Genomic DNA, 26,217 nt, shown 5'->3' with positions numbered 1-26,217 from the left:
ACCCGTGACCGCAGACTCCCCCACCGCCGCCCGCATCAGCGCGCCCCGCCGCGGGCTCGACGGAGCCCTCCTCCGGGCCTGGCGCGCCCAGGACCTGCGGCTGCGGGTGATCGACCGGCAGGAGGTCGCCGCCTCGTTCCTGCGCCTGCAGGTGGACGTCGGCGACCTGCTGCATCGCGAGGACGTGTACCCGACGTACTGGCTGCGGCTGTGGTTCACGCGCCCCGACGGGAAGGGCCACCAGCGGGCCTACACCCTTGTGGACCCCGATCCGGGATCCGGCACGGCCTGGATCGAGTTCTACCTCCACCCCGGCATCGCCTCGGACTGGGCCCGCGCGGCCCGACCGGGCGACGAGATCGATGCCAGCATCCTCAACGGGCGCAGCCCCGTCGCCTCCGACCCGCCGCACCTGCTCCTGATCGGCGACGGCGCCTCCGTGCCCGCCATCGCGGACACCCTGCGCCGGGCCCCGGGCATCCCGGCCACGGTCCTGCTGGAGCGGGGCCGCCCCGACGACGAGGAGGTCCTGCCGCTGCCGCGGCGCGAGGGGGCGAGCATCGCCTGGTTCGACCGCGACGGGAGCATCGAGGCAGCGGCGCTCGCGGCGGCGGCATCGGCCCCGGCGGGCACCGTCTGCGTGGTGGCGCTCGAGGCCGCCGGGACCCGCGCCGTCGGCCGGGCCCTGCGCACCCGGGCCCGGATCCCGAAGGAGCACCTGCACGCCCTGGCGTACTGGCGCCACAGCTGAGACGCCCCGCCGGTGGCCGGCGGGCCGCCCTCGAACGAAAACCGTACTACGGTGGGTTTTATCGGCGAAAGCACCTCCGCACCGTCCCGGGCGGAGCTACCCTGGCCGAGCCCGGCCGCATCGGCGGCCGATCCGTCCCGTCCCGGAGGAGTCCGCATGAGCCCCAGCCCCGTCCCCGCCCTGCTCATCGCCGAGGACGGCACCGCCTTCCGCGACCTGGACCACGACGGGGTGATGGCGCCGTTCGAGGACCCGCGACGCAGCGCCGACGAGCGCGCCGAGGACCTCACCGCCCGCCTCACGCTGGAGGAGAAGGCCGGGCTGCTCTTCCACACCATCATCGAGACCTCCCCCGACGGCGAGGTCGTCGAGGGCACCGGCCGCGCCCGCTCCATGAGCACCCGGGGCATGGTCCTGGACCAGGGCATCACGCACGTGAACGTCCACGCCCTCCCGCCCGGCGCCCGGCTCGCGGCCCGCTGGGCCAACCGCGTGCAGGAGCTCGCGGCCGAGGGACCGCACTCGATCCCCGTCACCATCAGCACCGACCCGCGCCACTCCTCGATCGAGAACGAGGGGGCGGCCTTCGCGGCGGGCGCCATGTCCGCCTGGCCGGAGCCGCTGGGCCTGGGCGCGCTCGGCGATCCCGAGATCGTGCGGGAGTTCGCCGATGCCGCGCGCCGCGAGTACCGGGCCGTGGGGATCCGTGCGGCGCTGCACCCGCAGATCGACCTGGCCACCGAGCCGCGCTGGGGTCGCCAGTTCCACACCTTCGGGCCCGATGCGCAGCGCGTCAGCCGCATGGCCGAGGCCTACCTCGACGGCTTCCAGATCACCGGCGACCTGGGCCCGGACTCGGTGGCCTGCATGGCCAAGCACTTCCCCGGCGGCGGCCCGCAGAAGGACGGCGAGGACCCCCACTTCCCCTACGGCCGCGAGCAGGTCTACCCCGGGGGCCGCTTCGAGGAGCACCTCGAGCCCTTCCGCGCCGCGATCGCCCGCGGGGTCAGCGCGCTCATGCCCTACTACGGCATGCCGGTGGGCCTCGAGCGCGGCGGCGAGTCCATCGAGGAGGTGGGCTTCGGCTTCAACCGCCAGGTCCTCACCGGCATCCTGCGCGAGGAGCTCGGCTACGACGGCGTCATCTGCACCGACTGGGGCCTGCTCACCGACACCGTGGTGATGGGCCTGCCGCTGCCGGCCCGCGCCTGGGGCGTCGAGCACCTGGATCTGGCCGGCCGGATGATCAGAGCCCTCGAGGCGGGCGTGGACCAGTTCGGCGGGGAGCAGTGCCCGGAAGTCCTGGTCGCGCTGGTGCGCGAGGGCCGGCTGGAGGAGGCGCGGATCGACGCCTCCGTGCGCCGCCTGCTGCGGGTCAAGTTCCAGCTGGGACTGTTCGAGAACCCCTTCGTGGACGAGGACGCCGCCGAGGAGATCGTCGGCGCCGCCGAGCTCGTCGCCGCGGGCCGCCGCGCCCAGGCCGCCTCGACGACGATCCTCGTGGACGGCCGCCGCGGCGCGTCCGGCCCGGCCGGGGCGGAGCCCGGTCCGGACCCGGATCCCGGTCCGGACGCGGAGCCCGGTCCGGACGCGGAGCCCGTGCCGGCGCACCCGTCCCTGCACCTGCCCCTGACCGGCACCGACCGGAAGGTCTTCGCCTGGGGGCTCGGCGAGGCGGCCGCCGCGCGGCTGGGCACCGTGGTGGCGACGCCGGAGGAGGCCGATGTCGCGATCGTGCGGCTCGAGGAGCCCTTCGACCCGCGCGCGGACCTCTTCCTCGAGCCGTTCTTCCACCAGGGCAGCCTCGAGTACCGGCCGGGGCTGCTCGCCCGGCTGCGCCTGATCGCCGAGCAGGCGCCCCTGGTCGTCGACGCGACCCTGCTGCGCCCGGCGATCCTCGCCCCGCTCACCGAGATCGCGACGGTGCTCGTGGCCAGCTACGGCAGCAGCGACGAGGCGCTGGTGGACGCGCTCACCGGGGCGGTCCCGCCGCGCGGCCGGCTGCCCTTCGAGATCCCGTCCTCGATGGAGGCCGTACGCGCCTCCCTCACCGACGTGCCCGGCGGCACGGCGGACCCGACCTTCCCGGCCGGGCACTCCGCCGCGTCCTGACCGGCGCGTCGCGCCCCTGCTCGAACGGGGCTCCTCCCGCGTACGATGAGAAAACGCATTCCATCGCAGGAGGAGCCCCCATGATCCGCCCAGGCCTGTGCTCGGTCACCTTCCGGGACCTCGATCCCGCGACCGTGGTGCGCCGCGCTGCCGCGGCCGGCCTCGCATGCATCGAATGGGGCGGGGACGTGCACGTCCCCGCCGGCGACGTCCTCGCCGCGCGCCGGGCTCTGCAGCTCACGCGCGAGGCAGGGCTCGAGGTCGCCTCGTACGGCTCCTACCTGCGGTTCGTCGGCTCGGACGCCGAGGTCGCCGCGCAGGCGGAGGCCGTGCTGCGCTCGGCCGAGGCGCTCGGCGCCCCTCGGGTGCGGGTCTGGGCCGGCGACGCCGGCTCCGCGGAGACATCGGCCGCGGATCGCGCCCGGATCGTCGAGCGCATCCGCACCACCGCCGACGCCGCCGCCTCCCGGGGCATCGACCTGGGCCTCGAGTTCCACGGTGGCACGCTCACCGACGAGATCGGCTCCACGCTGAGCCTGCTCACGGAGATCGGCCACGAGGCCGTGTGGACCTACTGGCAGCCGCATCAGGACATGCCCGACGAGGCGGCCCTGGAGACCCTGCTGCGCGTGCGCGACCAGGTCAGCACGATCCACGTCTTCTCCTGGTGGCCGGGCTCGGAGCGCCTCCCCCTCGAGGCGCGGGCCGGACTGTGGACGCAGGCGCTGGCGATGGTCGAGGCCAGCGGGCGCGACCACGACGCCCTGCTCGAGTTCGTCCCGGGCGACGATCCCGCCCTGCTGGCGCAGGAGGCCGAGACCCTGCGCACCTGGCTGGGACGCTGAGCCGCCCCGGACCTCGGGACCCTCGTCCGACATCACCGGATGCCGCTCGCCCACCGGCGGGCGGACGTATGCTGATCCCTCTGGACACCGCTTGCCGACAGACCGGGAGAACACCATGCCGGCCGTACGCCTCTCCGACGTCGCCCAGCACGCGGGCGTGTCCCTCGCGACCGCCTCCCGCGTGCTCAACGGCTCCGCGCGCACGCCGGGCAAGGAGGTCGCCGAGAAGGTCCGCGCCTCCGCCGACGAGCTGGGCTACGTCACCAACGCCCAGGCGCAGGCGCTCGCCCGGTCGCGATCGGGGCTGATCGGCCTGGTGGTCCACGACATCGCCGATCCGTACTTCGCCGCCCTCGCGCGCGCCATCCAGCAGCGGGTCTTCGCCTCCGACAGCCAGGTGCTGCTCACCCAGACCGACCGCGACCCGGACACCGAGATCCGCGCCATCCGCTCGCTCATCGCCCAGCGCGTAGACGCCCTGGTCCTCATCGGCTCCCACCGCTACGGCGCGGCCTCGGACTCCTCGATCCTCCAGCTGCTGCAGGGCTTCGACTCCCACGGCGGGCTCGTGGTGTGCGTCGGGCAGGCGCCCGGCGTGGGGCGCACCATCGTCACCGAGGACGCGGCGACGGCCCACGAGCTGGCCACCGCCCTGGTCGTCGCCGGGCACCGCCGCTTCGCCGTGCCGCAGGGCATCACCGGCATCCCCACCGCCGCGCACCGCACCGGCGGCTTCCTCGCCGGCCTCGCCGAGGCCGGCATCGAGGTCGAGCTGTACGGCACGGCGGGCCTGGACCGCGCGGGCGGGCACGCCTTCGCCGCCCAGGTCGCCGACCACCTCGACTCCCTGGGGCCCGATGCCGGCGACGGCCTGCCCCTGTGCGTGTTCGCCCCGGCCGACGTCATGGCCCTGGGCGTGCTCGGCGAGCTGCGTCGCCGCGGCGTGGACATCCCCGGCCAGGTCGCCGTCGCCGGCTTCGGCGGCGTGCCCGCGGCCAACGACTCCTACCCGGTGCTCACCACCGTCGCCCTCCCCCTCGAGGAGATGGCCGAGCAGGTCAGCGCCTGGATCCTCCCGCACCGCCCCGCCCCCGCCGGCGCGGCGGACGCCGGGCCGGACGACGCGGGCGAGGACGCGGAGGCGGGCGCGGCCGATGCCGCCGGCGGGCCGGCCGGGAACGCCGAGGTCATGGACCTGCGCATGCGCGGCGACGTCCTGCTGCGCGACTCGACCGCGCTCTGACCCGCGCCTCCCCGGGGCTCGGGGCGCACGGACGTCTGCGCGCACCCGCCCGCCCCCGGTGATATCCGGCTGCTGAGCGCTTCCCGGCCGATCCGGCCCACAGACGCCGGATCCGAGAGCCGAGCAGCGAGCGGCGGGTCGCGGATGACCTCGACAGGTGTATCACCATCGTGATACACAGTGTGTCACCGTCGCGACACACTCGGAGGTCGTCGTGTCCACCTTGCTCCTCGTCTCCGTGGCCGCCGCTGCCAGACCGGCCCTGGTGGGACTGGCCCTCGCCGTCGTCCTCGTGCTCGTCCCGAGGACCCGATGGCCGGTGATGGCGATCCGCCCCCGGATCCGGCGATGGATCGTTGCCGGAGCGGGTCTCGCCCTCCTCGTCACCCTGGCCGGGGCATCGCTCCCGCTGCTCCCGCTGCTCGGCATCGACCTGCCGGAGCCCCTGGGGTTCTCGGATGCGGCGGCCGCCCAGCGGGTGGGAATCCTCGTCCCCCTGGTCGCCGGAGTCCTCGCCGTCGCCGTGATCGCTCTGCCCGCCGGCGGCAGCGGATCGACCAGCGGCGGGAGCGCGGCACTCTCACGTCGCACGCCGTCCGCGTTCGTCGCCCACCCCTGGCCGGCGGTCGTGCTCGTGCTCGTCGCGGCCGCCGCCGGACTCGCCGTCGCGGCCGGGCTCGCATCGTCCCAGGACGAGCAGGGACGCTGGGCGATGTATGTGGTCGACATGGGATCGGCCGCGATCGGCACCACCATCTACGGCTGGTATGCCTCGGTGCCGGCGCTCATCCTCATCTCCGTGCTGATCGCTCTCGCCGCGGCGGCGATCTGGCGGATCTCCCGACCGCCCTGGGGATCGGATCCGGTCCGCGATGCGTCCGCACGACGCCAGCGCAGCCACACCGTCCTCGCCGTCGCCGCCGGCGCCCTGCTCCTCCATCTCTCGAAGGTCCTGGCCTCGCTCTCCGGGACCGCGGCGATCCGCGGCACCGCCCACAGCGGCGACCAGTTCTTCCGGGGCGGAGCGTCCTTCAGCGCGCTCGAGGAGCCGCTGGGGGTGCTGAGCACGGGTGCCGCCGTCTCCGGATGGGCAATCTGGGGGATCGTCCTGCTGGCCTGCCTGGTGTCTCCGCGGCTCGAGGCACGGGGGCACGCCACGGGTGCCGCATGACCCCGCGCATCACGCTGGGCGGAGGCTCCTCCCCGGTCTCCCAGATCCACGACCAGATCAGCGGTCTGATCGGGAGCGGCCAGCTGGCGCCGGGCGAGCCGCTCCCGTCGGTGCGCCAGCTCGCCAAGGACCTCGCCGTCGCGCCGGGCACAGTCGCCAAGGCCTACCGATCCCTCGAGCAGGAAGGCCTGCTGACCACGAGGATCGGCGGCGGGACCCGGGTGAGCGAGGATGCCGGCAGCACATCGGCCGCCGTGCTGCAGAGCGCGCAGGCCCTGGCCCGGACCGCCACCGACGAGGGGCTCAGCATCGAGGAGGCGACGCGCATCCTGCGTGCGGTCTGGCCGGACCGGGATCCTCGCAGCGGCCCGGACCGCAGCCGCTACGAGCCGCCCGAGATCCGGCCGCCCTCGCGTGCTCGCCACCCCGGGTCCGGGCCGTGACGGATCACAGGTGCGGGGCGACGAGCTCCTCGTAGCGGGTGCGGATGGTGCGCACCGCGACATGGACCGGATCGGCCCAGACGTCCTCGTTGAAGATCTCGACCTCGACGTCCCCGGTGTACCCGGTGGCGGCGACCATGCGGGTGATGGCCGGGAAGTCGATGTAGCCGTCGCCCATGTACCCGCGGGAGAACAGCGGCTCCGCCGCGAGAGGCAGGTTCCAGTCGCAGACCTGGTAGGCGAACAGCCGCCCCGCGCTCGCGGCCCGCTCGATGGCGCGGGGCAGGTACGGGTCCCACCACACGTGGTAGGTGTCCACGACGACCCCGGCGGCCGGGCTGCCGGAGGCCTCGGCGATGTCCAGCGCCTGGTCGATGGTGGAGACCACCGCGCGGTCGGCGGCGAACATCGGGTGCAGGGGCTCGAGGGACAGGGTCACCCCGGCCTGCTCGGCGTGCGGGGCGATCGCGGCGACGCCCTCGGCGACCCGCTCGCGGGCGCCGGCGATGTCCTTGTCGGCGCGGTCGACGCCTCCGGCCACCAGCACGAGGGTCGGGGCGCCGAGCGCCGCGGCCTCGTCGATGGCCCGGCGGTTGTCGTCCAGGGCGGCGGTGCGGTCCGCATCGGCCGAGGCCGTGAGGAAGCCGCCGCGGCACAGGGAGCTGACCCGCAGGCCCAGCTCGTCGGTGCGGCGCCGCAGCGCCTGCGTGCCGAGCTTCTCGACGTCCTCGCGCCACAGGCCCACGGACTCGACGCCGCCGGCGACGGCGCTGCGCAGGAACTCCTCGACGAGCGTGGTGCGGCAGGTCCAGCGGTTGATCGAGAGGCGCGAGCCGGTCATCGGACGCTCCCCTCGGCCGGGACGTCGTAGCCGTTCCCGCGCAGCAGGGAGTGCCAGCGCTCGGCGGCCAGCGCCGGATCCTCGAGGTTGCCGGTCTGCGCGGCGAGCTCGACGATGCGGGACAGGTGCGGCAGGCTGCGGGCGGCGTGCAGGCCGCCCACCATCTGGTAGGCCTGCTGGTGGCCGTTCAGCCAGGCCAGGAAGGCGACGCCGGCCTTGTAGTGGTACGTCGGGGCGGAGAACACGTGCACGGCGAGCTTCTCGGCATCGTCGAGGATGCGCCGGCATCCGGCCTCGTCGCCCGCGTCCAGCGCCTGGATGGCGGCCGAGGCCGCCGGCGTGGTCGCCGCGAAGGCGCCCAGCAGCGCGTGGGAGTACCCGCCGTGGGAGCCGGTGATGAGGTGGGAGAAGTGGAAGTCGTCGCCGGTAAGCATGAGCACGCCCTCGGGCAGCTGCTCGCGCACGGCGATCTCCGCGGCGTCGTCCAGCAGGCTCATCTTCACGCCGCGGACCTTCGCGGGGTCCCGGCCGATGATCCGCAGCAGGGTCCCGCTGGCCTCGGCGGTGTCGGTCGAGCCGAAGTAGCCCTCGAGGTTCGGGTCGAAGGCGGTGCCCAGCCAGTGCAGCACCACCGGGGCGGTGGCGCTCTCGAGCACCTGGCGGTAGACGTCCTCGTAGTCCTGCGCCGAGCCCGCGGCGCGGGCCAGATGGCGGCTCGCCATGAGCACGGCCGTCGCCCCGGTGGCCTCGGTGGCCGCGAGCTGCTCGCGGTAGGCGGCGACGATCTCGTCCAGGGTCAGCTCGGCCTCGGGCCGATGGTCGGTGGACACCCCGGCGGCGACCAGGTCGCCGACCTGCGCGCCCTCGGGGAACACCGCGGCGATCGCCGGATCGGCGAGGGCCTCGCGGGCGGCCTCGGCGCTGCGGGAGATGAGCTCGCGGGTGGCCGCGGCATCCAGCCCCATGTTGCGCTGGGCGGTGTCCATGGCATCGGCCACGCCGAGCCCCCAGGACCAGACGGTGCGGCGGAAGGCGAGGGTCGCGTCCCAGTCGATGTCCGCGGGGGCGCCGGGCGTGTTGTCGGCGTGGACCTTCGGGGCCACGTGCGCGGCGGCGTAGACCACCCGGGAGCGCAGCGGGGCGGTGGGCTTGGAGAAGGCGGCGGCCTCCCCCATCGGCACCTGGCGGAGGGTCCCGTCCTCGTCGAGAAGCGTCAGCTCCATGGCGCTCAGCCCTCCAGCACGTCGAGCTCGATGCGGCGGCCCTCGGCGGCGCTCTTCAGGCCGATCTCGGCCAGGCGCACGCCGCGGGCTCCCGCGAGCAGGTCGAAGGGGTAGGGGCGGCCCTCGACGTAGTGGCGCAGGAAGTCCTCCCACTGGACCTTGAAGCCGTTGTCGAAGACCTCGTTGTCGGGGACCTCGATCCAGTCGCCGCGGTAGTCGTGGCCGTCGCGGACGTCGGGGTTCCACACCGGCTTCGGGGTGGCCTCGCGCGGCTGGATGCGGGCGCCGTGCAGGCCCACGACCGCGGAGCCCTTGGTGCCGTCGACCTGGAACTCGACGAGCTCGTCGCGGTGCACGCGCACGTCCCAGCTCGAGTTCATCTGCACGACGGTGCCGTTCTCGAGGCGGAAGATGCCGTAGGCGGCGTCGTCGGCGGTGGCGGCGTACTCCCGGCCCTGCTCGTCCCAGCGGGTGCCGATGTGGGTCGCGGTCTGCGCGTAGACGTCCACGATGCGCCCGAAGAGGTCCTCGATGACGTAGTTCCAGTGCGGGAACATGTCCGCGACGATGCCGCCGCCGTCCTCGGAGCGGTAGTTCCAGGAGGGGCGCTGGGCGGCCTGCCAGTCCCCCTCGTACACCCAGTACCCGAACTCGCCGCGCACCGAGAGGATCTCGCCGAAGAAGCCGGCGTCGATCAGGCGGCGCAGCTTGAGCAGGCCCGGGAGGTAGAGCTTGTCGTGGACGACGCCGCTGACGGTTCCGGCGTCCTTGGCCAGCCGCGCCAGCTCGAGGGCGTCCTCGAAGGTCTCGGCGGTGGGCTTCTCGGTGTAGATCGCCTTGCCCGCGGCGATGGCCTTCTTGAGGTTGTCCAGGCGCAGGTTCGTCACCAGCGCGTCGAAGTAGACCTCGTAGTCGTCCTGCTCGAGGGCCGCGTCGACGTCGGTGGTCCAGTTCTCCAGGCCGTGGCGCTCGGCGATGGTGCGCAGCTTCTCCTCGTTGCGCCCCACCAGCAGCAGGTCCGGCATGAGGGTGTCGCCGTCGGCGAGCTGCACGCCGCCCTGGTCGCGGATCGCCAGCAGGGAGCGCACCAGGTGCTGGCGGTAGCCCATCCGCCCCGATGCTCCGTTGACGATGATGCCGATGCGACGCTGTGCCATTGATTCTCTCCTCGCTGCGGTCCCCGGGGGATCCCTGTGCTGTTCGTGGGCGGTCCTTCGCGGCCTCCGTTGGCCGCGGCGGTAACCGCTTTCCGTCGATAGTACAGCACACGCAGGACCCGGGAGGCAAGGTCGGCGTCCCGCGAGGCCGAGATCTCGTCGCACGGTGGGCGAGGATGGACGGCATGGGATCGCGCAGCCAGGACGCATCGACGAGCCGCGCCCGGCCGAGCCTGGTGCCGGCGGCGATCTGCTGGATCGCGGCGGCCACCGTCTACCTGGTCGCGGAGGCCGTCACGGCGGCCGGCTTCGCCGGCTACTCGTACGCGGCGAACTTCATCAGCGACCTCGGCGTCCCGGACGTCGGCGTCATGCAGGGCCGCCCCATCGACTCGCCGCGCTCGGCGGTGATGAACGCCGGGTTCATCGCCCACGGGATCCTTGCCGCAGCGGGAGCGGCGGCGGCCGTCCGCGCACGCCCCGGCGTGCTCGGACGCGGCTTCCTGGTCCTGGCCGTCCTCCACCTGCTCGGCATCACGGCCGTCGCCCTCGTCCCCGGTGGCCCGCACACCATGGAGCACGGCCTCGGGGCGGTCCACACCGCCGGCGCCGGTGCCGCGATCTGCGGCGGCAACCTGGCGACCGTGCTCGCCGCGTTCCGCCTGCGCCGGAGCCCGGCCCCCCGAGCACCGGCCCTCGTCGGCGCCGGGCTCGGAGTGCTCGGACTGCTGAGCGCAGCCGTCCTCGTCCTCCACATGACCACGGATCTGATCCCCGCGGCCCCGGGCGGCGCCTGGGAGAGGGCGGCGGTCTACCCGATCCAGGCGGCAGAGCTCCTGGCCGCGACCGTGATCCTGTCGCGATCCCGCCGCGCGGGACATCTCGGCTGATCGACGCCACCGCCTTCCCCCGCGACGCCGGATCGGCTACCGTGAAGCCACCCCACTTCTTTCAAGGGGTGCAATAAGGGTGGCGAGAAGCAGGGTGCGGCATCCGCCGGCCCGTTCCGCCCTTCCGGTCCCAGCTCGACTCGACGAGGAGTCCCCTGTGCACGACGCGAACCCCCGCACGTCCCCTCTCCCCCGGCGCCGATCCGTCCTGACCGGCGCGATCGCCGCCGCGCCGATGCTCGCCCTCGGCACGGCGAGCGCCCGCGCCGCCGGGCCGGCCCCCGCGGCACCGGTCCCCGCCGCGCCGGTCCCCGCCGAGGGCGCCGCGCCCGGCGCCTTCACCCCGGGACAGCCCTGGCTCGACACCTCCGGCGCCGTCATCCAGGCCCACGGGGGCCAGGTCCTCGTGCACGAGGACGAGCAGGGCCCCGTGTACTACTGGTACGGCGAGGACCGCAGCAACGGTTACCACGCCAGCCCGGGAGTGCACGTGTACTCCTCCCGCGACCTGTACTCCTGGACGGACGAGGGGCTGGCGCTGCGCTCCCTGGTCGACGCCGAGCAGCTGGAGACGGACCCCTACTTCACGGCGCTGTACGGCGACTACGCCGACGAGCAGAAGGCCGCGGTGATCCGCGACCTCGTGACCGTCAAGGCCGAGGGCAGCGACGTGAACCCCGCGATCCTCGAGCGCCCCAAGGTGATCCCGAACGCCGCCGAGGGCACCTGGGTGATGTGGGTGCACGCCGACGGCCCCTCGGAGACCTCCAACGCCCAGTACGCGAAGGCCAATGCCGGGGTGGCCGTCTCCGACTCGCCCTTCGGCCCCTTCCGGTGGATCGACAGCTACCGCCTGCACGTGGCGCCCGAGGGCGAGCCCAACCATCAGCCGAACAGCCCCGGGATGGCCCGGGACATGAACCTGTTCCTCGACGACGACGGCACCGCGTACATCATCTACTCGAGCGAGGAGAACTACTCCCTGTTCATCTCGAAGCTCGACCCCTCGTTCACGGCTCTCGCGACCCCTCCGGAGAGCGCCGTCAAGGGCGTCGACTTCACCCGCCCGTACATCGGCGCGCACCGCGAGGCGCCGGCCCTGTTCAAGAGGGCCGGGACGTACTACCTGATCACCTCCGGGGCGACCGGCTGGAGCCCGAACCCGGCGCAGTACGCGACGGCCACGGACATCCTCGGCGAATGGACCGACCACGGGAACCCGGTGGTCGGCGACGGCGCGAGCACCACCCACGGCTCGCAGTCCACCTGCGTGATCCCGGTGGACCCCGAGCACGGCACCTACATCTACATGGGCGACCGCTGGACCCCCTCGGACCTCGCGAACGCGCCGTACGTGTGGCTGCCGCTGCGCTTCGGCGAGGGCACCTCCATGACGCTGCCGTGGGAGGACTCCTGGCGCTGGGAGGACCAGCCCTACCAGCCGCACTTCGAGGTGGACGCGACCCTGCCGGCGTCGGTGCGCCCGGGCGAGCTGAACAAGCTGCCGCGCTCGGTCACCCTCCGTCTCGAGGGGTCCACCTCCACCCGGCGCGTGACCTGGGAGGGCGCGCTGGACCGCCCGGGCATCACCGAGGTGGTCGGGACGCTCTCCGGCGCCGAGGGCCTGACCTTCCGCCGGGACGTGCTCGTCGCGCCCAAGAACCTGGTCTACATCGTCAACGCCGGCGGGGCGGAGACCAGCGACTACCTGGCCCTGCGCGAGGCGGCGAAGGCCGGACGGCTGCAGAACTCCGTGGCCGACCAGCCCTACGGGGCCGACCCGCTGACCGGGAACGTCTGGGGCTACCAGGGGCGGTCGAAGCCCGCCGGGTCCTCGTACGACTCCCTGGACCTCACGCTGCGGTACGCGACCGACCACGATGACCTGACCTACCGCTTCGCCAACCTCGCCGCGGGCCGGTACACGGTGCACGTCGGCTACTACGACCCGTGGCCGTGGGCGAACCGCGCGGCCGAGGTGCGCGTGAACGGGGACGTGGTCTCGGCGCAGCAGCTGTTCACCGGGGTCCCCGAGGCGGCGGCCTACCGAGGCGTCGCCGTCGGCGCGGCCGGGGAGATCGCCCTGACCCTGCATCCGACCCGCTCCCCCGACATCCAGGTCAGCTGGGTGGCGATCGAGGCGGAGTGAGCGACGGCCCCGGCGGTCGGGCCCTCCGGGGAGGGGCCGACCGCTGGGGCCGACCGCCGGGGCCGATGCCGCGCAGGTCAGACCGGCGTGATGTCGCCGCGGTACATGCCGAGGATGACGAAGTTGTCCGCGTACGGCGCGTTCGCCAGCAGCGGGTCGCCCTCCTTCGGGAAGCCCGTCACCCGCTCCCCCTCGAGCGCGGGGTTGTTCCCGTAGCGCTCGAAGATCGGGATGATCGGCAGCAGCTCGTTGAAGGCGAGCGCCGCGACGCTCACGTTCTTCTTCTGCTCCTCGACGTCCAGGCCCTGGCCCGCGACGGCGACGATCTGCTCGAGGTCGACGGTCCCGGCGGAGGTCTTCACGTTCTGCAGCGGGAAGCCGTAGCCCTTGCCGCCCTGGTTCTTCGCGATCGGGATGTTGTGGGTGAACAGGTCCGTCACGAAGGAGAAGTGCGGGTGCGGGTGCGCGGAGGAGCCCCACGCCTGGATCGCCATCTGGAAGTCGCCCTTGTCGATGTCGATGGGCGCCTGCTTGTCGTCCAGGCCGCGGGCGGTGACCTGGATGCCGAAGGCCGTGAGCTGCTCGGCGACGTTCTTGCCGGAGGCCGACCAGTCCGCATAGGTCTGCGGGAACTGGATCTCGTAGCTGGCGGCGGAGCCGTCGGGCTTCTTCCAGCTGCTGCCGTCGGTGGTCCAGCCGGCCTCCTCCAGCAGGGACTTCGCCTTCTCGAGGTCCAGCGGGTAGGTGTTCAGCTTGCCCTTGACGTCATCGGTGAGCCACTCGTCGACCTGGTTGTCGGAGAAGCCGACCATGTTCTCCACGGCCTTGCCGGACTGCCCCAGGGAGATCTGGCCGTTGGTGGCGCGGTCGATGACATGGGCGAGGGCCTGGCGCACGCGGACGTCCGCGAACTCGGGCAGGGAGTCCTGGTTCAGGTACAGCGCCGGGCCCGAGTAGACCGGAGGGCGCAGGATCGTGTACCCGGCCTGCTCGAAGGGGGCCTCCGAGGCGGGGGCGAAGCCGTGGCTGGCGTAGTCGATGTCCGTGGACTGCACCAGCGGCGTGATCTCCGTGGTCTCGCCGTTGTAGACGACGACCTGGTCGAAGGTCACCGTGTCGGCGCCGTAGCCGCTCTCGTTGCGCACCAGGGTCAGCTGCGTGTTGGAGATGGAGTCGTAGTCGAAGTCGTAGGGCCCGGAGACGATGAGGTTCTCCGGCTTGAAGGTCTGGAACTCGGTGCTGAGCGCCGGGCCGTCGCCGTCGTCCATGGTCCCGCCCGCGTCCACGATGGCCTTGGCGCGGTCGGCCCACTCCCCGTACTGGGCAGTGGAGAGGATGTTGCTCTTGAGGATGTAGCGCTCCAGCACGGCCGGCGGGTTCTCGAAGCTGATCACGACGGTCTGCTCGTCGGGGGCCTCGACGCCGGTGATGAAGTTCCAGCTGGTGGCGCGCTGAACGAACTGCATGTACAGCGTGGTCAGCACGTCGCCGCTGGTCAGCGGGCTCCCGTCGCTCCACGTGAGGCCCTCCTTGAGGGTCACGGTGAAGGTGCCCGCCGCCTCGTCCAGGCTGTGGGACTCGGCGAGCAGGTACTCCCAGCTCTTCTCCTCCCACAGCCACATGGCCAGCGGCGGGACCAGCAGGTCCCGGTAGAAGCCGTCGCCCATGATGACGGTGGGGACGCCCGCGTAGGGCAGCCCGGCGAAGTTGAAGTGGCCCTCGGGGGCGGGCTTGAAGGGCCATGCCCCGTGGAAGGCGCTCGCGCCGCCCTCTCCGCCGCCGCCCCCGCCGCCGCCGGAGGTGTCGGCCGGGCTGCACGCCACGAGGGCGGTGCCCGCCCCCGCCGTCAGCCCGACGGCCTTGAGAAGGTCTCTCCTGGTCCAGCTCGTGATCATCGTTCCTCCTTGGTGGGGATGACGTCCTGGTCATCCGGGTCTCCGGTCTCCGCCTCCCGCAGGCGACGGACGATTCCGCGGCGCAGCACCGCCGCCGAGGCGACGACGGCGAGGATGCCGAGCGCGAGCGCGATCCAGCTCACGAGACGCTCGGCGGTGCCCCCGTCGGTGAACGGGATCATGAGGGCCGCGCCGACCCCCACGAAGCAGCCCAGCGCGAGCATCGCCCGCGCCGCCATGTCCATCACGGCGAGCCTCCCGCCGTGGCCGGCGCCGCCGGGCCTGCGGCCGATGCGCCCGGACCTGCGGGCGATGCGCCCGGGCCCTCGTCCGATGCTTCGGGAGCGGGGGCCGAGGACCCGGACCCGCCCGCCGCCACCTGGGCGGCGGTCCGGTCGGCCACGACCAGGCAGGAGACGTCGTGGCCCGCCACCCCGGGCGAGGGGGCGAGCGTGGGCGTCTGCGTGCGGCAGCGGTCCTGGGCCAGCGGGCAGCGCGGCTCGAAGGAGCAGCCGGGCGGCAGCGCGGACAGGTCCGGGACCTCGGCGCTGCGCAGTCCGGCGCCGGAGCGCTTGGTCCGGGCGAGGTCCGGGTCGGGCTCCGGCACGGCCTCCAGCAGCGCCTTGGTGTAGGGGTGCTGGGGGTTGTTGATGACCTGCGGGGTGGGCCCCTGCTCGACGATCTTGCCCAGGTACATCACGGCCGTGCGCCCCTGCCAGCCGAAGTACTTCGCCAGCGCCAGGTCGTGGGTGATGTAGATGAACCCGACGTTCTGCTCCAGGCGCAGGCGCGTGAGCATGTTCAGCAGGCCCACCCGGATCGACACGTCCAGCATCGAGGTGGACTCGTCGGCGATGAGCAGCTTGGGCGCCAGCGTGAGGCCGCGGGCGACCGCCACGCGCTGGCGCTGCCCGCCCGAGAGCTGATGGGGGAACTTCGCCGAGTAGCTCTCCGGCGGGGTGAGGTCCACGCGGGTGAGCAGCTCGTCGACGGTGGCGTCGACCTCCGCCCGCCCGGAGGCCATCCCGTGGCGCCGCAGCGGGATCGCGAGGGTGCTGCGGATCGAGCGGATCGGGTTCAGCGAGGCGTACGGGTCCTGGTGGATGTACTGCACGTCGCGGCGGTACTCCTGGCGCTGCTGGCGGGTCATGGCCGCCAGGTCCATCCCGCGGTAGCGGACGGCGCCGTCGGTCGGGGAGGCCAGCCCCGCCGCCAGGCGGGCGGCGGTCGTCTTGCCGCTGCCGGACTCGCCGACCAGGCACAGCACCTCGCCGGCGTTCACGCTGAGGGACACGTCGGAGACGGCGGGGATGTCCTTGCCCTTGACGTGGAACACCTGCGAGGCATGGTCGAGCTCGATGAGGGGCGGCGCCGCCGCATCGGCCCCGGGGGTCGTCTCAGGCACGGGCGATCACCTTCCGTTCGTGGTGGACCTGGTCGTGGTGCAGGCAGGCGGCGGCATGGCCGCGATCCTCGGGACGCGGGACGAGCTCGATCAGCTCGGGCTCGGCGGCGCGGCAGGCATCGGTGGCGAGCTCGCAGCGCGGGGCGAAGGTGCAGCCCTGCGGGAGCGTGGCCAGCGAGGGCGGGGCTCCCGGGATCGAGGCGAGCTCGGGGAGGTCCCCGACCACCGGCGGCACCGCGTTGATGAGCTTCGAGGTGTAGGGGTGCTTGGGGCCGTAGAAGATGTCCGCGGTGGTGCCGGTCTCGATCACCTTCCCGGCGTACATCGTGATCACCCGGTCGGCGAGCTCGGCGGCGAGGGCGAGATCGTGGGAGATGAAGATCATCGCGAAGCGGTGCTCGACGCGCAGCTCCGCGAGCAGGTCGATCACGGTGCGCTGGGTGAGGATGTCCAGCGCGGTGGTGGGCTCGTCCAGCACCAGCAGGCGCGGCCGCAGCAGCAGCGCCATCGCGATCAGGGTGCGCTGCTTCATGCCGCCGGAGAGCTCGTGCGGGTAGCTGCGCAGCACCCGGCGGGGCTCGAGCCGCACCGAGCGCAGCGCCTCCGAGGACCGCTCGAGGATCTCCTTCTTCGAGGGGCGGCGCTCGGAGTGGTCGATGAGGGTGTCGGCCATCTGCGCGCCGATGGTCAGCACGGGGTTGAAGGCGTTCTGCGCGCCCTGGAACACCATGGCGGCCTCGGACCAGCGCCAGCGGCGCAGCTCGCCGGCGCGCATCCGGGTGACGTCGAGCTCCCGGCCGTCCGCGCGGCGGTAGGTGATGGTCCCGCCGGTGATCTCGCCGAGGGTGGGCAGCAGGCGCAGCAGCGCCGAGCCGAGGGTGGTCTTGCCGCAGCCGGACTCCCCCACCAGGGCGAGGGCGGACTCCGGGTACAGGTCGAAGGTGACGCCGCGCAGGGCGCGCACGTTCGTCCCCTTGCCGGTGCGGTAGGCGACCTCGAGGTCCTTCACGGACATGATCGGGGCGTCGGGGGTCGTGGACGGGGTCATCAGCGCTCCCTCAGTCGCGGGTTGAGGATCTCCTCGAGGGTGCGGGTCAGCAGGATCAGACCCAGCTGGAGGAGCACGATCATCACCACGGGGGCGACGATGTACGGCATCGCGTCGGGATTGAACATGGCGCCCTTGGTCCACGCGTCGTTGATCATGATCCCCCAGTTGGTGCCGCGCTGCGGGGCCAGCCCGAGCAGGTACAGGCCCACCATCGCGTAGATGGCGTTGGTGACGGCGATGATGAAGTTGATGAGGATGTAGCTGGCCATGTTGGGGACGATCTCGCCGAAGACGATGCGGAACCAGCCCACGTCCAGCAGCTGCGCCGCCTCGACGAACTCGCGCTCCTTGAGGGAGAGCACCTGGGCGCGGATCGAGCGCATGAGCACCGGCCAGGTGAGCACGCCGATGATCACGGCCAGCAGCGCCGGCGAGTCCAGCTTGTAGAAGGCGCCGACCACGGCGAGCAGGACGATCTGCGGGATCGTCATGACGATGTCGGTCAGCTGCAGCAGGGCGGCGTCCAGGCGCCCGCCCACGTAGCCGGCGAGCGCGCCGATCGCCACGGCGATCACGGTGGTGATCGCGGCCGCCAGGAAGCCGACCATGAGCACCGTCCCGCCGCCGATGACCAGCAGGTGGAAGGTGTCCTTGCCGCTGCCCTCCAGGCCCAGCCAGTGCTGGGCGCTGGGGCCCTCCCAGGCCCGGGACGCGTCCCCGGAGACGTCGGTGCCCATGATCAGCGGCCCGATGAGGGAGAAGGCGAGCACGGCCAGCACCAGCAGCAGGCCGATGAAGCCCTCCACGCTCCGGGTCATCTCGCTGACCAGGCGCGCCAGGGGGTTCCGGCCGGTTCGGCGGGCCTTCTTCGAGGGCACGGCGAGCGCGGCGGTGGTGGATCCTTCGAGGCTCATGCGGCACCTCCTGCGCCCAGTCGGATCCGCGGGTCGAGCGCGGCGTTGACGAGATCGGCGGCCAGGTTCGCGAGGACCACGGTGATCGTCACGACCAGCAGCACGCCCTGGATGGTCGGGTAGTCGCGGGTGTTGATCGATTCGAACAGCAGCAGGCCGACGCCCTCGTAGGAGAAGGTCTGCTCCACGAAGATCGCCCCGCCGACGACGAAGCCGGCCTGGGTGGCGATCTGCGCGATGAGCGGCAGCAGGGCGTTGCGTCCCACGTAGTCGGACTGGATGCGCACGTCCTTCAGGCCGCGGGCCTTGGCGACGGTCACGTAGTCCTCACCGAGGACCTGCGTGGTCGAGGACTTCATGATCAGCGCCCAGGTCCCGGCGGTGGTGAGGATGTAGGTGAGCATCGGCAGCGTCGCGTGGTAGCCGATGTCGGACAGGAACCGCAGGCTCAGCTCCGGCTCCAGGCCCGGGGAGATGTTCCCGCGCATCCGGGCGTAGTCGATGACGCCCAGCTGCACCGCGCCGACGACGACGATGAGGATCGCCAGCAGGTAGTTGGGGATCGCGTGGAAGGTCGAGCCGATCACGGTCACGAGGTTGTCGATGATCCCGCCGCGGCGGTAGGCCATGATCATGCCCAGCAGCAGACCGATGCTGATGGAGATGATCAGCGCCAGGCCGACGCTGTACAGCGTCCACGGCAGGTACTGGGCGATCTTCTCGGTGACCGTCACCCCGGGGGTGGTGATCGAGGTGCCGAGGTCCCCGCGCAGCAGACCCAGGAGGTAGCCGCCGTACTGCTCGAAGATCGAGGCGGAGGGATCGAAGCGGAAGTAGACCTGCGCCTCCGCGGCGGCCTGGTCGTACGTCTTCCCGTACAGGGAGATCTGCTGGTTGATGTACACGTCCACGGGGTTGCCCGGCAGCAGGCGCACCAGGAGGAACACTCCGGTGGCCACGACCCAGATGACGAACGCCGACCGCACCAGACGGCGCAGGACGAACGAGTTCGCGATCCGGTGCAGGAGCGAGCCGCGACGCGCGGGGGCGGCGCTGGTCGCCGGGGGCGACGCGTGGGGCGACGAGACGTCGGTCGACATGACCCTCCTTCGTGAGCAACACTGCTCGGAACGTACTCTAAACCGATACACCCGCTCATGTCTGCTCGGTTTGATATCGATTCGAGCACGTTCATGCCGGGTCGTGGACGGCGAGGGCGCCCGGAACACTTCTGTGCGGGGCGCAGGTGTCGGGATCTCGGGGAGATCGCGGGGAACAGGGACGCCGTCGGTCCGGATCAGGCCGATGCGCCTCGCGCCGGTGCGGCGCCCGACGGACCCCGGCGGGGGCCTGTCGAGCCCGACGGGCCCCGGCGGGGGCCTGTCGAGCCCGGCGCGTCGCGGGCGGGAGGTCAGCCGAGCCCGGCGCCCGCCCGACGCCCGCCCGGCGCCCTTCTCCCAGGCCCCGCCGGGGCCCAGGACCGCGGCGGAGCCTTCGGGGCCGGGTGCTCAGGCGGCGGCGGGGTCCGCGGCGCGCACCGCCGCGAGGGCGTCGGGGAGCTCGGCCGCGAGGTCCTGCCAGCGGCACTCGATGGTGACCGGGCCCGTGTAGCCGCCGCGGCGCAGCGCGGCCAGGAACTCCGTCAGCGGCCAGTCGCCCTGCCCGGGCGGCACGCGCCCGGAGTCGGCCACGTGGACATGGCCCACCCGGCCCGCGAGATGCTCGACGTCCGCGAAGGGCTCCGCCTCGAGCTGCACGTGGTAGAGGTCGGCGACGATCTTCACGCCCTCGATCCCGTGCTCGTCGAGGAACGCCGCGGCCTCCGCGATGGTGTGGATCAGGTCCGTCTCCCCCGCGTGCAGCGGCTCGAGGACGATCTCCAGGCCGCGCTCCCGGGCGGCGTCGCGGGCGGCGACGACGACCTCCGCGAAGCGGCGGCGGCCCTCCTCCACCGGCACGTCGGGGCCGATGGTCCGGGCCGCGCCGCTGCCCAGGACGATCCGCGCCCCGGGCTCGGCGACGCCGGCGATCGCGTCCAGGGCGGTGGCGAGGTAGCTGCGGATCCGCGCGATCGGCACCGCGGGATCGGACAGGCGCAGCGATCCGGGCACGAAGACCGCGAAGGACGGCACGCGGTGCGCGGGGTCGACCTGTGCGGCGCGCCAGCCGCCCTCGCCGTCCTCCTCGACGAGCACGCCGACGACGGTCGACTCCAGGTAGTCGGCGCCGGCGGCGAGGGCGACGTCCTGCTGGTCGATGGATGCGATGACTCCGTAGGGCACGGGTGTTCTCCTCCTCGGGATGCGCCGCCCGCGTCCTCGCGCACGGCGGGGACATGCTGGCACGCGCGTGCGCACAGCACCAGGAGTTCCCGCACATTGCCGCTGCGACGCCGCTGCTCGGCACGCCGACCCCGCCCGTCGCCCCACCGGCTCCGCTCCTCGGCATGCCGGCGCCGCCCTACCCGCCCGACGACGCTGCTCAGCCCACCGGCGCGCTGATCGGCGCCCGGTCCGGACACGAACGGCGGCCTGAGGTCCTCGAGCCAGGCGATTGCCTGGCTCGAGGACCTCAGGCCGCCGTCTGTGCACGGGTCCGGGACCGCCCTGGACCGTTCCGCGGCGGCACGGGCCGGATCCCCGGCATCCGGCGCGGGTCGGCTCAGTCGCCCGGCATCCGGCGCGGGTCGGCTCAGTCGACCGGCATCCGGCGCGGGTCGGCTCAGTCGACCGGCATCCGGCGCGGGTCGGCTCAGTCGACCGGCATCCGGCGCGGGTCGGCTCAGGCGGCCGGCGCCGGCTACAGGTCGAGCACCAGGCGCAGCCGCTGCGCGGTGGTCGCCGGGATGAAGAGATGGTCCCCGCCGGGAAGGTCCGTGCCGCCGAGGACGGTGTACGCCTCGCCCGGCTCGTAGAAGGCCGGCGAGTCGGCCATGCCGTGGACCTCGAGGCGGAGCGTCTCGCCGTCGGCGCCGACATAGCGGCAGCGGCCGACGCCGTCGGGGCCGATGGCCGGGATGCTGCGGCCCGCCGCATCGGCGGCGACGCCCTCGAGGCGACCTCCCTCGAGGGCCAGCAGCAGGCACAGCGCCGCGGCAGGACCCTCGGCGCGCAGGTCGAGCTCGGCGTGCGCCGGGCCGAGCCGCACCTCCGCCGCCGTCTCGAGGGCGACCTCGTCGACATCGCGAGAGGAGAAGGACATCGCGGCGGCGAAGCGGCCGTTGAACTCGAGGGCGTAGGCGCCGTCGGCGCGGCGATCCTCTGCGGCCAGCGGATGGAAGTACTCCCCGACGGCGCGCTCCCGCAGCCGCCACGGCCCCGCCGCCGCATCGGTCCCCGCGTGCCGGGCATCGGCATCAGCATCAGCATCAGCATCAGCATCAGCACCAGCACCAGCACCAGCACCAGCACCAGCACCGTGCGCCGCCGCGTCGGCTGCGACGGCCGCGGAGTCCACCGGCCGCTCGAAGCGCACCGGGCCGAGGCTGAAGAAGTCCCGCGAGATCCGCAGGTCCGTCAGCCGCACCGCGCGTCCCGCCAGGCGGAGGAAGGTCGGGTCGTCGGACGCCCCCGAGGAGACGCGCCCCAGCTCGGCGGTGTCGGTGCCGCCATGGATCACGGCGCGGGAGACGCCGTGGTCGACGACGACGAGACCGGACTCGGCCAGGACGTGGACCTCTGGCTGCTCCGGGCCCGGATCGGCGGCCGGGTCGGGCAGGGGGCCGAGCACGGCCGGGTCCTCGAGGCCGAGGGCGAGCACCTCGAGGGCCGCGAGCTCGTCCGCACGGTCCTGGGTGCGCAGGGCGGCGCGGGCGGTGAGGGGGTCCCCGGTGCGGATCGCGTGGGCGCGCAGCAGCGGATGCAGGGGCCCGCCGTCGAAGAGCGTGCGACGGTCCTGGCGCCGGGAGCCGAGGGTCTCGACCATGCCGCGGGCATCGGTGAGGCGGGCCTGCGCGCGGGTGGCGGCATCGGCCGCATCGGCGAGGTCCGGGCGGTCCAGCTCGTGGGCGAGCACCAGCAGGCAGGGGATGCTCACGTGCACGGCGTAGTTGGGGCTGCGCTCGGAGAACAGGCCGTCGGCCTGCAGGTCCACCCCCTCGGCGAGCCATTGCTCGGCGCGGACGGTGCAGCGCGGGTCCTCTAGCAGGCGACCCAGCCGGGCGAGCGCCGCGGAGATCTCGAAGCGGTGGTTGGGGGTGTGGACGCCGCCGGCGACCAGCGCGGGGGCGGTGCGGGCCAGCAGCTGCTCGAGCTGCCCCTGCAGCGCGGTCAGACGCAGGGAGCTCTCGCGCCGCAGCATGCTCGCGGCCCAGGCGAGGTCGCCCACGGTGAAGGCGGTGTCCGGCGGGGAGTCGACGTTGTCGCCGCTGGCGAAGGTCCCGCTGGGCAGCTGCAGGGCGGCCAGCGCCTCCATCGCCGCCCGCGCCTGCGCGAGCAGGGCCGGCTCGCCGTGGGCCTCGCCGATCACGGCGTCGCGCACGAGGCGGCCCAGCTCGCGATGGCGGGCGCCGCCGGCGAGGAGGCGCTCGGCCCGCGCGGGGAGCCCCGCGAGCGCCGCCCTCCCCTTCTCGCGCAGGGTGGGGTCGAGGGCGTCGAGGTCCCGCACGGGCATCGGCGTCAGTCCTTCAGTCCGGAGTTGATGTCGGCGTTCATGATCTGCCGGCGGAAGATGAGGAACAGCGCGATCATCGGCAGCAGGGAGATGACCGATGCCGACAGCAGCACGGACCAGTCGATGTTCTCCGCGCCCACGATGCTGCGCAGCGCCAGCTGCAGGGTGTACTTCTCCTGGTCGTTGAGCACCAGCAGCGGCCAGATGTAGTCGTTCCAGCGCCACTGGAACGAGAAGATCGCGAGCACGGCGATGATCGGCTTGGCGATCGGCAGCATGAGGGTGAAGAAGATGCGGAACTCCCCCGCCCCGTCGATGCGCGCGGCCTCCAGCAGCTCGTCCGGGACGGTGCGGAAGTACTGGCGCAGCATGAAGATGCCCGTCGCCGTGACGATCGAGGGCACGATGATGCCGGCGAGGGTGTTGTACATGCCCAGGCCCAGGATCACCGCGAAGGTCGAGGGCATGATGACCTCGGTGGGCAGCATGGTGGTGGCGAGAATGCACAGGAAGAACCCCTGGATCCACCAGGCGCGGTACTTCGCCAGGGCGAAGCCGGTGCAGGCGCTGACGAGCACCGTGAGGACCGTGGTGATCACCGCGACGAGGAAGGTGTTCAGGAAGTACTGCGCGAAGTCGAACCGCGCCCAGGCGGTCCGATAGCCGCTGAGGGTCCAGTCGCGCGGGAACAGCTGCAGCGGCCAGGTGAACAGCTCACTGCCGGGCTTGAAGGAGCTCAGCAGGAACCACAGCACGGGGAACAGGAACGCGAGCGCGAGGACCCACAGCAGGGTCGTGGCGCCGATGGCGCGCGGCATCGACCTCAATTCAGATCACTCCTGTCGAAACGGGTCTGGATCACCGCGATGATCAGCAGGATCACCATGAGGATCATCGATGCCGCGCTCGCGTAGCCGATCTCCGAGCGTTCGAAGCCCGTCTTGTAGATGTACTGCACGATGAGGACGTTCGAGGTGCCCGGGCCGCCGCCGTTCAGGGCCTGGATCATCGCGAACTCCTTCATCGCGCCGATCGTGCCCAGCAGGATCACCATGAACGAGGTCGGCGCCAGCAGCGGCCAGACGATCCGCACGAAACGGGTCACGGGGCCGGCGCCGTCCAGCTCCGCCGCCTCCAGATAGGAGGTGGGGATGTTCTTGATGGCCGCCATGAACAGCAGCATGGTGCCCGCGGTCCCGCCCCAGGAGCCGGCGATGATGACCACGGCCAGGGCCAGGTTCGGGTCCTGCGCCCACTTCAGGGGCGTCAGCCCCACGCCGTCGATGAGGTAGTTCACCAGGCCGAAGCTCTCGCCGAACAGCCAGCGCCAGATGACGCCGGTGACGATCGGGGAGACCAGCCAGGGGAAGAAGAAGATGACCTGGGCGACCGTCTTCCCCTTCGCGCTGCGGGCCACCAGAAGGGCGCTCACCAGCAGGGCCAGGAAATAGCCCACCGGGACGGACACGACCGTGTAGAGGATCGTGCGGCCCAGGGCCGTGTAGAACTCCGAGTCCGCGAACAGCTGCTGGTAGTTGGACAGGCCCACGAACTCGAGGTCGCCGTACCCGCGGTAGTCGGTGAACGAGTACAGCAGCCCGAGCCCTGCCGGCCCCAGGAAGAACAGGCAGAACAGGACGAACGCCGGCACCAGGAACACCGCCGCGATGATGCCGCGGCGGCGGCGCTCCTGGGCCGCGGTGCGGGTGAGGGTGCTGGCGGCCATGTCAGGCGAGGCTCGCGTTGAGCTGCTCGAGCATGGCGTCGACCGCCTCCTGCGCCGTCTGCTCGCCGGCGATGACCTTGACGGTCTCCTCCTTGACGGCGTCCACGCCGATGTCCTTCGCAGTGCCGGCCGCCTGCAGCTTCAGGTCGCGGGTCTTGATCTCGGTGACGAAGTCCGGGGTCGCCGCGATGGCGGCGTTGTAGAGGTCGAAGTCCTCCTGGCGGTCGTCGTAGGTGACCTCGACGTCCTGGATGGCCGGCAGGAACCCGGCGATCTTCGAGATCTCGGCGTAGTTCTCGGGCTGGTAGAGCCACTCGACGAAGGCGTAGGCGGCGTCCTCCTGGCCGGTGCCCTCGAAGACGACGATGTGCGCGGAGGTGCCGAAGTTCGTGGCCTGGACGGGCTGGGCCGGCATCGGCACGCTGACCCAGGCGAAGTCGGCGATGTTCGCGACGAAGTCGGCGATCTGCCAGGAGCCCGAGTAGTACGAGGCGACCTGGCCGGTCTTGAACATGGCGTTGGGGTCGTCCTGCGAGAGCCACACCGAGCGCGGGATGAAGGCGTCGTCGTTGAGGTCCGCGAAGTACTGCAGGGCGGGGACCGTCGCCTCGTTGGCGGTGTAGCTCGAGAGGTCCTCGCTGAGGGCGATGCCCTCCGAGCCCATCTGGTAGAGGAACGAGTTCAGGCGGTGGGAGCTGCTGTCCACGGCCATGGCGTACTTGACGCCGGTCGCCTCGCGGACGGCCGTCGCGGCGGCCACGTACTCATCCCATGTCCACACATTCTCGTCGACGCTGGTCGGGTAGGCGACGCCCGCCTTGTCCCACAGGTCCTTGTTCAGGAACAGGCCCACCGCGGTGAGGTCGCTGGGCAGGGCGGGGACCTTGCCCTCGTCGTCGGCGGCCCACATGCCGTCCACCGGCTTGACGGCCTCGGCGAGCTCGGCGAGATCCCGGGTGCGGTCCAGCCAGACCGGGTCGAGGGAGGGCATGCGGGCGAGGGCGGGCAGGTCGTTCGCCTTCGCGGAGTTGCGGACCTTGGTGTTCAGGTCGTCGTAGGGCAGGTCGACGATCTCCACGGCCTGGCCGGTCTCCTCCTCGTACTTCGCGGCCATGGCCGCGAACCCGCCGCCCTGGTTGGCGTCGCCGGAGAGGATGAACTGCAGCGGCGCATCCGGATCGGCGGAGCCGCTCCCGCCGCAGGCGGCGAGGGCGGGCAGGGCGGCCGCGGCGGTGCCGGCGGCGAGGAATGCACGGCGGTTCAGAGCAGACATGATCCACACTTCCTGTTGGGCGGAGCAGGGCGCCAGCTGCCGGGGCACGTCGTCGGACTCGGCCGGGAGAGACGCTGGCGAAGGTTTGTGAGGACAAGCGTGGCGCGGCGCATCCCTTATGTCAAGGCTCGAAGGAAAGCCGTTTCCAAGCCGTGATCGACGACTCTTCGACGGTGCAGGTCAGCCCGCGGGCCGCAGCGACGGCGCGGCGACGGGAGGGCGCGACGACGTCAGGGGGCGCGGCGACGGGAGGGCGCGACGGCGTCAGGGGGCGCGACGGCGTCAGGGGGCGCGACGGCGGGAGGACATGACGGCGCGAGGCGCTGCCGCTGATCCCGGACAGGGCCTGGGGCCGGCACGCCGGACCGGCGGACCGGCGGGCGCCTCGCCCCGTGCCGGCCCCGGGCATCGGTGTCGGCGCGTTCGAGGAATTGCAGGCTCCCGCACCACTCCGGCGCGGCGGGTTCCAACGGTCAGCGCAACACCCCACGACATGGAGGTGTTTGATGAGGCCAGT

At 72.6% G+C, this 26,217-nt stretch carries 22 protein-coding genes; 8 read left to right on the top strand and 14 right to left on the bottom strand.

The genetic code is table 11. The annotated features are described in order from the left end of the window. Positions 1–4: 4 nt before the first annotated feature. From BF93_RS15730 to BF93_RS15705, 6 genes are all read left to right on the top strand, one after another. Positions 5–751 (top strand): siderophore-interacting protein, encoded by a 747-nt coding sequence (locus BF93_RS15730; RefSeq protein ID WP_051487072.1) that lies wholly within the window; start codon positions 5–7, stop codon positions 749–751. Positions 752–907: 156 nt separating this feature from the next. Beyond that, positions 908–2,863 carry a glycoside hydrolase family 3 protein gene (locus BF93_RS15725; RefSeq protein WP_038373957.1) on the top strand — a complete coding sequence of 652 codons (1,956 nt, stop codon included), beginning with the start codon at positions 908–910 and terminating at the stop codon, positions 2,861–2,863. Between the two features lie 80 nt (positions 2,864–2,943). Further along, positions 2,944–3,708: a sugar phosphate isomerase/epimerase family protein gene (locus BF93_RS15720; RefSeq protein ID WP_038373956.1), complete on the top strand. Its 765-nt coding sequence runs from the start codon at positions 2,944–2,946 to the stop codon at positions 3,706–3,708. A gap of 115 nt (positions 3,709–3,823) precedes the next feature. Further along, positions 3,824–4,951: a LacI family DNA-binding transcriptional regulator gene (locus BF93_RS15715; protein ID WP_038373955.1), complete on the top strand. Its 1,128-nt coding sequence runs from the start codon at positions 3,824–3,826 to the stop codon at positions 4,949–4,951. Between the two features lie 214 nt (positions 4,952–5,165). Then, complete coding sequence (locus BF93_RS15710) at positions 5,166–6,122, top strand: hypothetical protein (protein WP_038373953.1); 957 nt, start codon at positions 5,166–5,168, stop codon at positions 6,120–6,122. After that, positions 6,119–6,565 (top strand): GntR family transcriptional regulator, encoded by a 447-nt coding sequence (locus BF93_RS15705; RefSeq protein WP_084148621.1) that lies wholly within the window; start codon positions 6,119–6,121, stop codon positions 6,563–6,565. Before BF93_RS15710 ends, BF93_RS15705 begins: the two co-directional genes overlap by 4 nt. Before the next feature lie 4 nt (positions 6,566–6,569). Here BF93_RS15705 and BF93_RS15700 read toward each other — a convergent pair whose 3' ends face one another. The 3 genes from BF93_RS15700 to BF93_RS15690 are packed head-to-tail and all read right to left on the bottom strand — an operon-like array spanning position 6,570 to position 9,786. Next, positions 6,570–7,406 carry a sugar phosphate isomerase/epimerase family protein gene (locus BF93_RS15700; RefSeq protein ID WP_038373952.1) on the bottom strand — a complete coding sequence of 279 codons (837 nt, stop codon included), beginning with the start codon at positions 7,404–7,406 and terminating at the stop codon, positions 6,570–6,572. Continuing rightward, positions 7,403–8,629: a DUF993 family protein gene (locus tag BF93_RS15695; RefSeq protein ID WP_038373951.1), complete on the bottom strand. Its 1,227-nt coding sequence runs from the start codon at positions 8,627–8,629 to the stop codon at positions 7,403–7,405. Before BF93_RS15695 ends, BF93_RS15700 begins: the two co-directional genes overlap by 4 nt. A gap of 5 nt (positions 8,630–8,634) precedes the next feature. Next, complete coding sequence (locus tag BF93_RS15690) at positions 8,635–9,786, bottom strand: Gfo/Idh/MocA family protein (protein ID WP_038373950.1); 1,152 nt, start codon at positions 9,784–9,786, stop codon at positions 8,635–8,637. A 185-nt stretch (positions 9,787–9,971) separates the two neighbouring features. Here BF93_RS15690 and BF93_RS15685 point away from each other — a divergent pair, with 185 nt between their 5' ends. Together BF93_RS15685 and BF93_RS15680 are read left to right on the top strand one after the other, a co-directional pair. Then, positions 9,972–10,676 carry a DUF998 domain-containing protein gene (locus BF93_RS15685; protein ID WP_051487071.1) on the top strand — a complete coding sequence of 235 codons (705 nt, stop codon included), beginning with the start codon at positions 9,972–9,974 and terminating at the stop codon, positions 10,674–10,676. 157 nt (positions 10,677–10,833) lie between these two features. After that, positions 10,834–12,825, top strand: a complete 1,992-nt coding sequence (locus BF93_RS15680) for a glycoside hydrolase family 43 protein (protein WP_051487070.1) — start codon at positions 10,834–10,836, stop codon at positions 12,823–12,825. 77 nt (positions 12,826–12,902) lie between these two features. On the opposite strand, the gene BF93_RS15675 is transcribed toward BF93_RS15680, so the two are convergent. The 11 genes from BF93_RS15675 to BF93_RS15625 all read right to left on the bottom strand — a co-directional run bounded on the left by BF93_RS15675 (position 12,903) and on the right by BF93_RS15625 (position 25,700). Further along, positions 12,903–14,720 (bottom strand): ABC transporter substrate-binding protein, encoded by a 1,818-nt coding sequence (locus BF93_RS15675; RefSeq protein ID WP_038373949.1) that lies wholly within the window; start codon positions 14,718–14,720, stop codon positions 12,903–12,905. After that, on the bottom strand, positions 14,717–14,965 hold the full coding sequence (locus tag BF93_RS15670; RefSeq protein ID WP_038373948.1) for a hypothetical protein: 249 nt from the start codon (positions 14,963–14,965) through the stop codon (positions 14,717–14,719). The genes BF93_RS15675 and BF93_RS15670 overlap by 4 nt, the downstream gene beginning before the upstream one ends. Next, a complete protein-coding gene (locus BF93_RS15665) occupies positions 14,965–16,125 on the bottom strand; it encodes an ABC transporter ATP-binding protein (RefSeq protein WP_084148619.1) in 1,161 nt (386 codons plus the stop codon). The genes BF93_RS15670 and BF93_RS15665 overlap by 1 nt, the downstream gene beginning before the upstream one ends. Further along, positions 16,118–17,173 carry an ABC transporter ATP-binding protein gene (locus BF93_RS15660; RefSeq protein WP_038373947.1) on the bottom strand — a complete coding sequence of 352 codons (1,056 nt, stop codon included), beginning with the start codon at positions 17,171–17,173 and terminating at the stop codon, positions 16,118–16,120. Before BF93_RS15660 ends, BF93_RS15665 begins: the two co-directional genes overlap by 8 nt. Beyond that, complete coding sequence (locus BF93_RS15655) at positions 17,173–18,090, bottom strand: ABC transporter permease (protein WP_084148618.1); 918 nt, start codon at positions 18,088–18,090, stop codon at positions 17,173–17,175. Before BF93_RS15655 ends, BF93_RS15660 begins: the two co-directional genes overlap by 1 nt. Then, on the bottom strand, positions 18,087–19,190 hold the full coding sequence (locus BF93_RS15650; protein ID WP_038373946.1) for an ABC transporter permease: 1,104 nt from the start codon (positions 19,188–19,190) through the stop codon (positions 18,087–18,089). Before BF93_RS15650 ends, BF93_RS15655 begins: the two co-directional genes overlap by 4 nt. Before the next feature lie 408 nt (positions 19,191–19,598). Beyond that, complete coding sequence (locus BF93_RS15645) at positions 19,599–20,372, bottom strand: sugar phosphate isomerase/epimerase family protein (protein ID WP_038373945.1); 774 nt, start codon at positions 20,370–20,372, stop codon at positions 19,599–19,601. Between the two features lie 517 nt (positions 20,373–20,889). Further along, entirely contained in the window at positions 20,890–22,701 is a 1,812-nt protein-coding gene (locus tag BF93_RS15640; RefSeq protein ID WP_051487069.1) for a hypothetical protein, read from the bottom strand. Between the two features lie 5 nt (positions 22,702–22,706). Then, a complete protein-coding gene (locus BF93_RS15635) occupies positions 22,707–23,519 on the bottom strand; it encodes a carbohydrate ABC transporter permease (protein WP_051487068.1) in 813 nt (270 codons plus the stop codon). A gap of 5 nt (positions 23,520–23,524) precedes the next feature. Continuing rightward, a complete protein-coding gene (locus tag BF93_RS15630; RefSeq protein WP_038373944.1) occupies positions 23,525–24,427 on the bottom strand; it encodes a carbohydrate ABC transporter permease in 903 nt (300 codons plus the stop codon). Between the two features lies 1 nt (position 24,428). Next, positions 24,429–25,700 carry an extracellular solute-binding protein gene (locus BF93_RS15625; RefSeq protein WP_038373943.1) on the bottom strand — a complete coding sequence of 424 codons (1,272 nt, stop codon included), beginning with the start codon at positions 25,698–25,700 and terminating at the stop codon, positions 24,429–24,431. Between the last annotated feature and the right edge of the window lie 517 nt (positions 25,701–26,217).

The organism is Brachybacterium phenoliresistens, assembly GCF_000576425.1.
GTDB classification, from domain to species: Bacteria; Actinomycetota; Actinomycetes; order Actinomycetales; family Dermabacteraceae; genus Brachybacterium; species Brachybacterium phenoliresistens.
The sequence above is the reverse complement of the archived record's forward strand: the minus strand, read 5'-3'. Positions and strand labels throughout refer to the sequence as shown.

Coding starts and splice junctions, on each gene's coding strand:
- BF93_RS15625 (WP_038373943.1), bottom strand. CDS start 25,700: ATGTCTGCTCTGAACCGCCGTGCATTCCTCGCCGCCGGCACCGCCGCG.
- BF93_RS15715 (WP_038373955.1), top strand. CDS start 3,824: ATGCCGGCCGTACGCCTCTCCGACGTCGCCCAGCACGCGGGCGTGTCC.
- BF93_RS15675 (WP_038373949.1), bottom strand. CDS start 14,720: ATGATCACGAGCTGGACCAGGAGAGACCTTCTCAAGGCCGTCGGGCTG.
- BF93_RS15720 (WP_038373956.1), top strand. CDS start 2,944: ATGATCCGCCCAGGCCTGTGCTCGGTCACCTTCCGGGACCTCGATCCC.
- BF93_RS15690 (WP_038373950.1), bottom strand. CDS start 9,786: ATGGCACAGCGTCGCATCGGCATCATCGTCAACGGAGCATCGGGGCGG.
- BF93_RS15630 (WP_038373944.1), bottom strand. CDS start 24,427: ATGGCCGCCAGCACCCTCACCCGCACCGCGGCCCAGGAGCGCCGCCGC.
- BF93_RS15725 (WP_038373957.1), top strand. CDS start 908: ATGAGCCCCAGCCCCGTCCCCGCCCTGCTCATCGCCGAGGACGGCACC.
- BF93_RS15670 (WP_038373948.1), bottom strand. CDS start 14,965: ATGGACATGGCGGCGCGGGCGATGCTCGCGCTGGGCTGCTTCGTGGGG.
- BF93_RS15640 (WP_051487069.1), bottom strand. CDS start 22,701: ATGCCCGTGCGGGACCTCGACGCCCTCGACCCCACCCTGCGCGAGAAG.
- BF93_RS15685 (WP_051487071.1), top strand. CDS start 9,972: ATGGGATCGCGCAGCCAGGACGCATCGACGAGCCGCGCCCGGCCGAGC.
- BF93_RS15650 (WP_038373946.1), bottom strand. CDS start 19,190: ATGTCGACCGACGTCTCGTCGCCCCACGCGTCGCCCCCGGCGACCAGC.
- BF93_RS15660 (WP_038373947.1), bottom strand. CDS start 17,173: ATGACCCCGTCCACGACCCCCGACGCCCCGATCATGTCCGTGAAGGAC.
- BF93_RS15655 (WP_084148618.1), bottom strand. CDS start 18,090: ATGAGCCTCGAAGGATCCACCACCGCCGCGCTCGCCGTGCCCTCGAAG.
- BF93_RS15635 (WP_051487068.1), bottom strand. CDS start 23,519: ATGCCGCGCGCCATCGGCGCCACGACCCTGCTGTGGGTCCTCGCGCTC.
- BF93_RS15695 (WP_038373951.1), bottom strand. CDS start 8,629: ATGGAGCTGACGCTTCTCGACGAGGACGGGACCCTCCGCCAGGTGCCG.
- BF93_RS15705 (WP_084148621.1), top strand. CDS start 6,119: ATGACCCCGCGCATCACGCTGGGCGGAGGCTCCTCCCCGGTCTCCCAG.
- BF93_RS15700 (WP_038373952.1), bottom strand. CDS start 7,406: ATGACCGGCTCGCGCCTCTCGATCAACCGCTGGACCTGCCGCACCACG.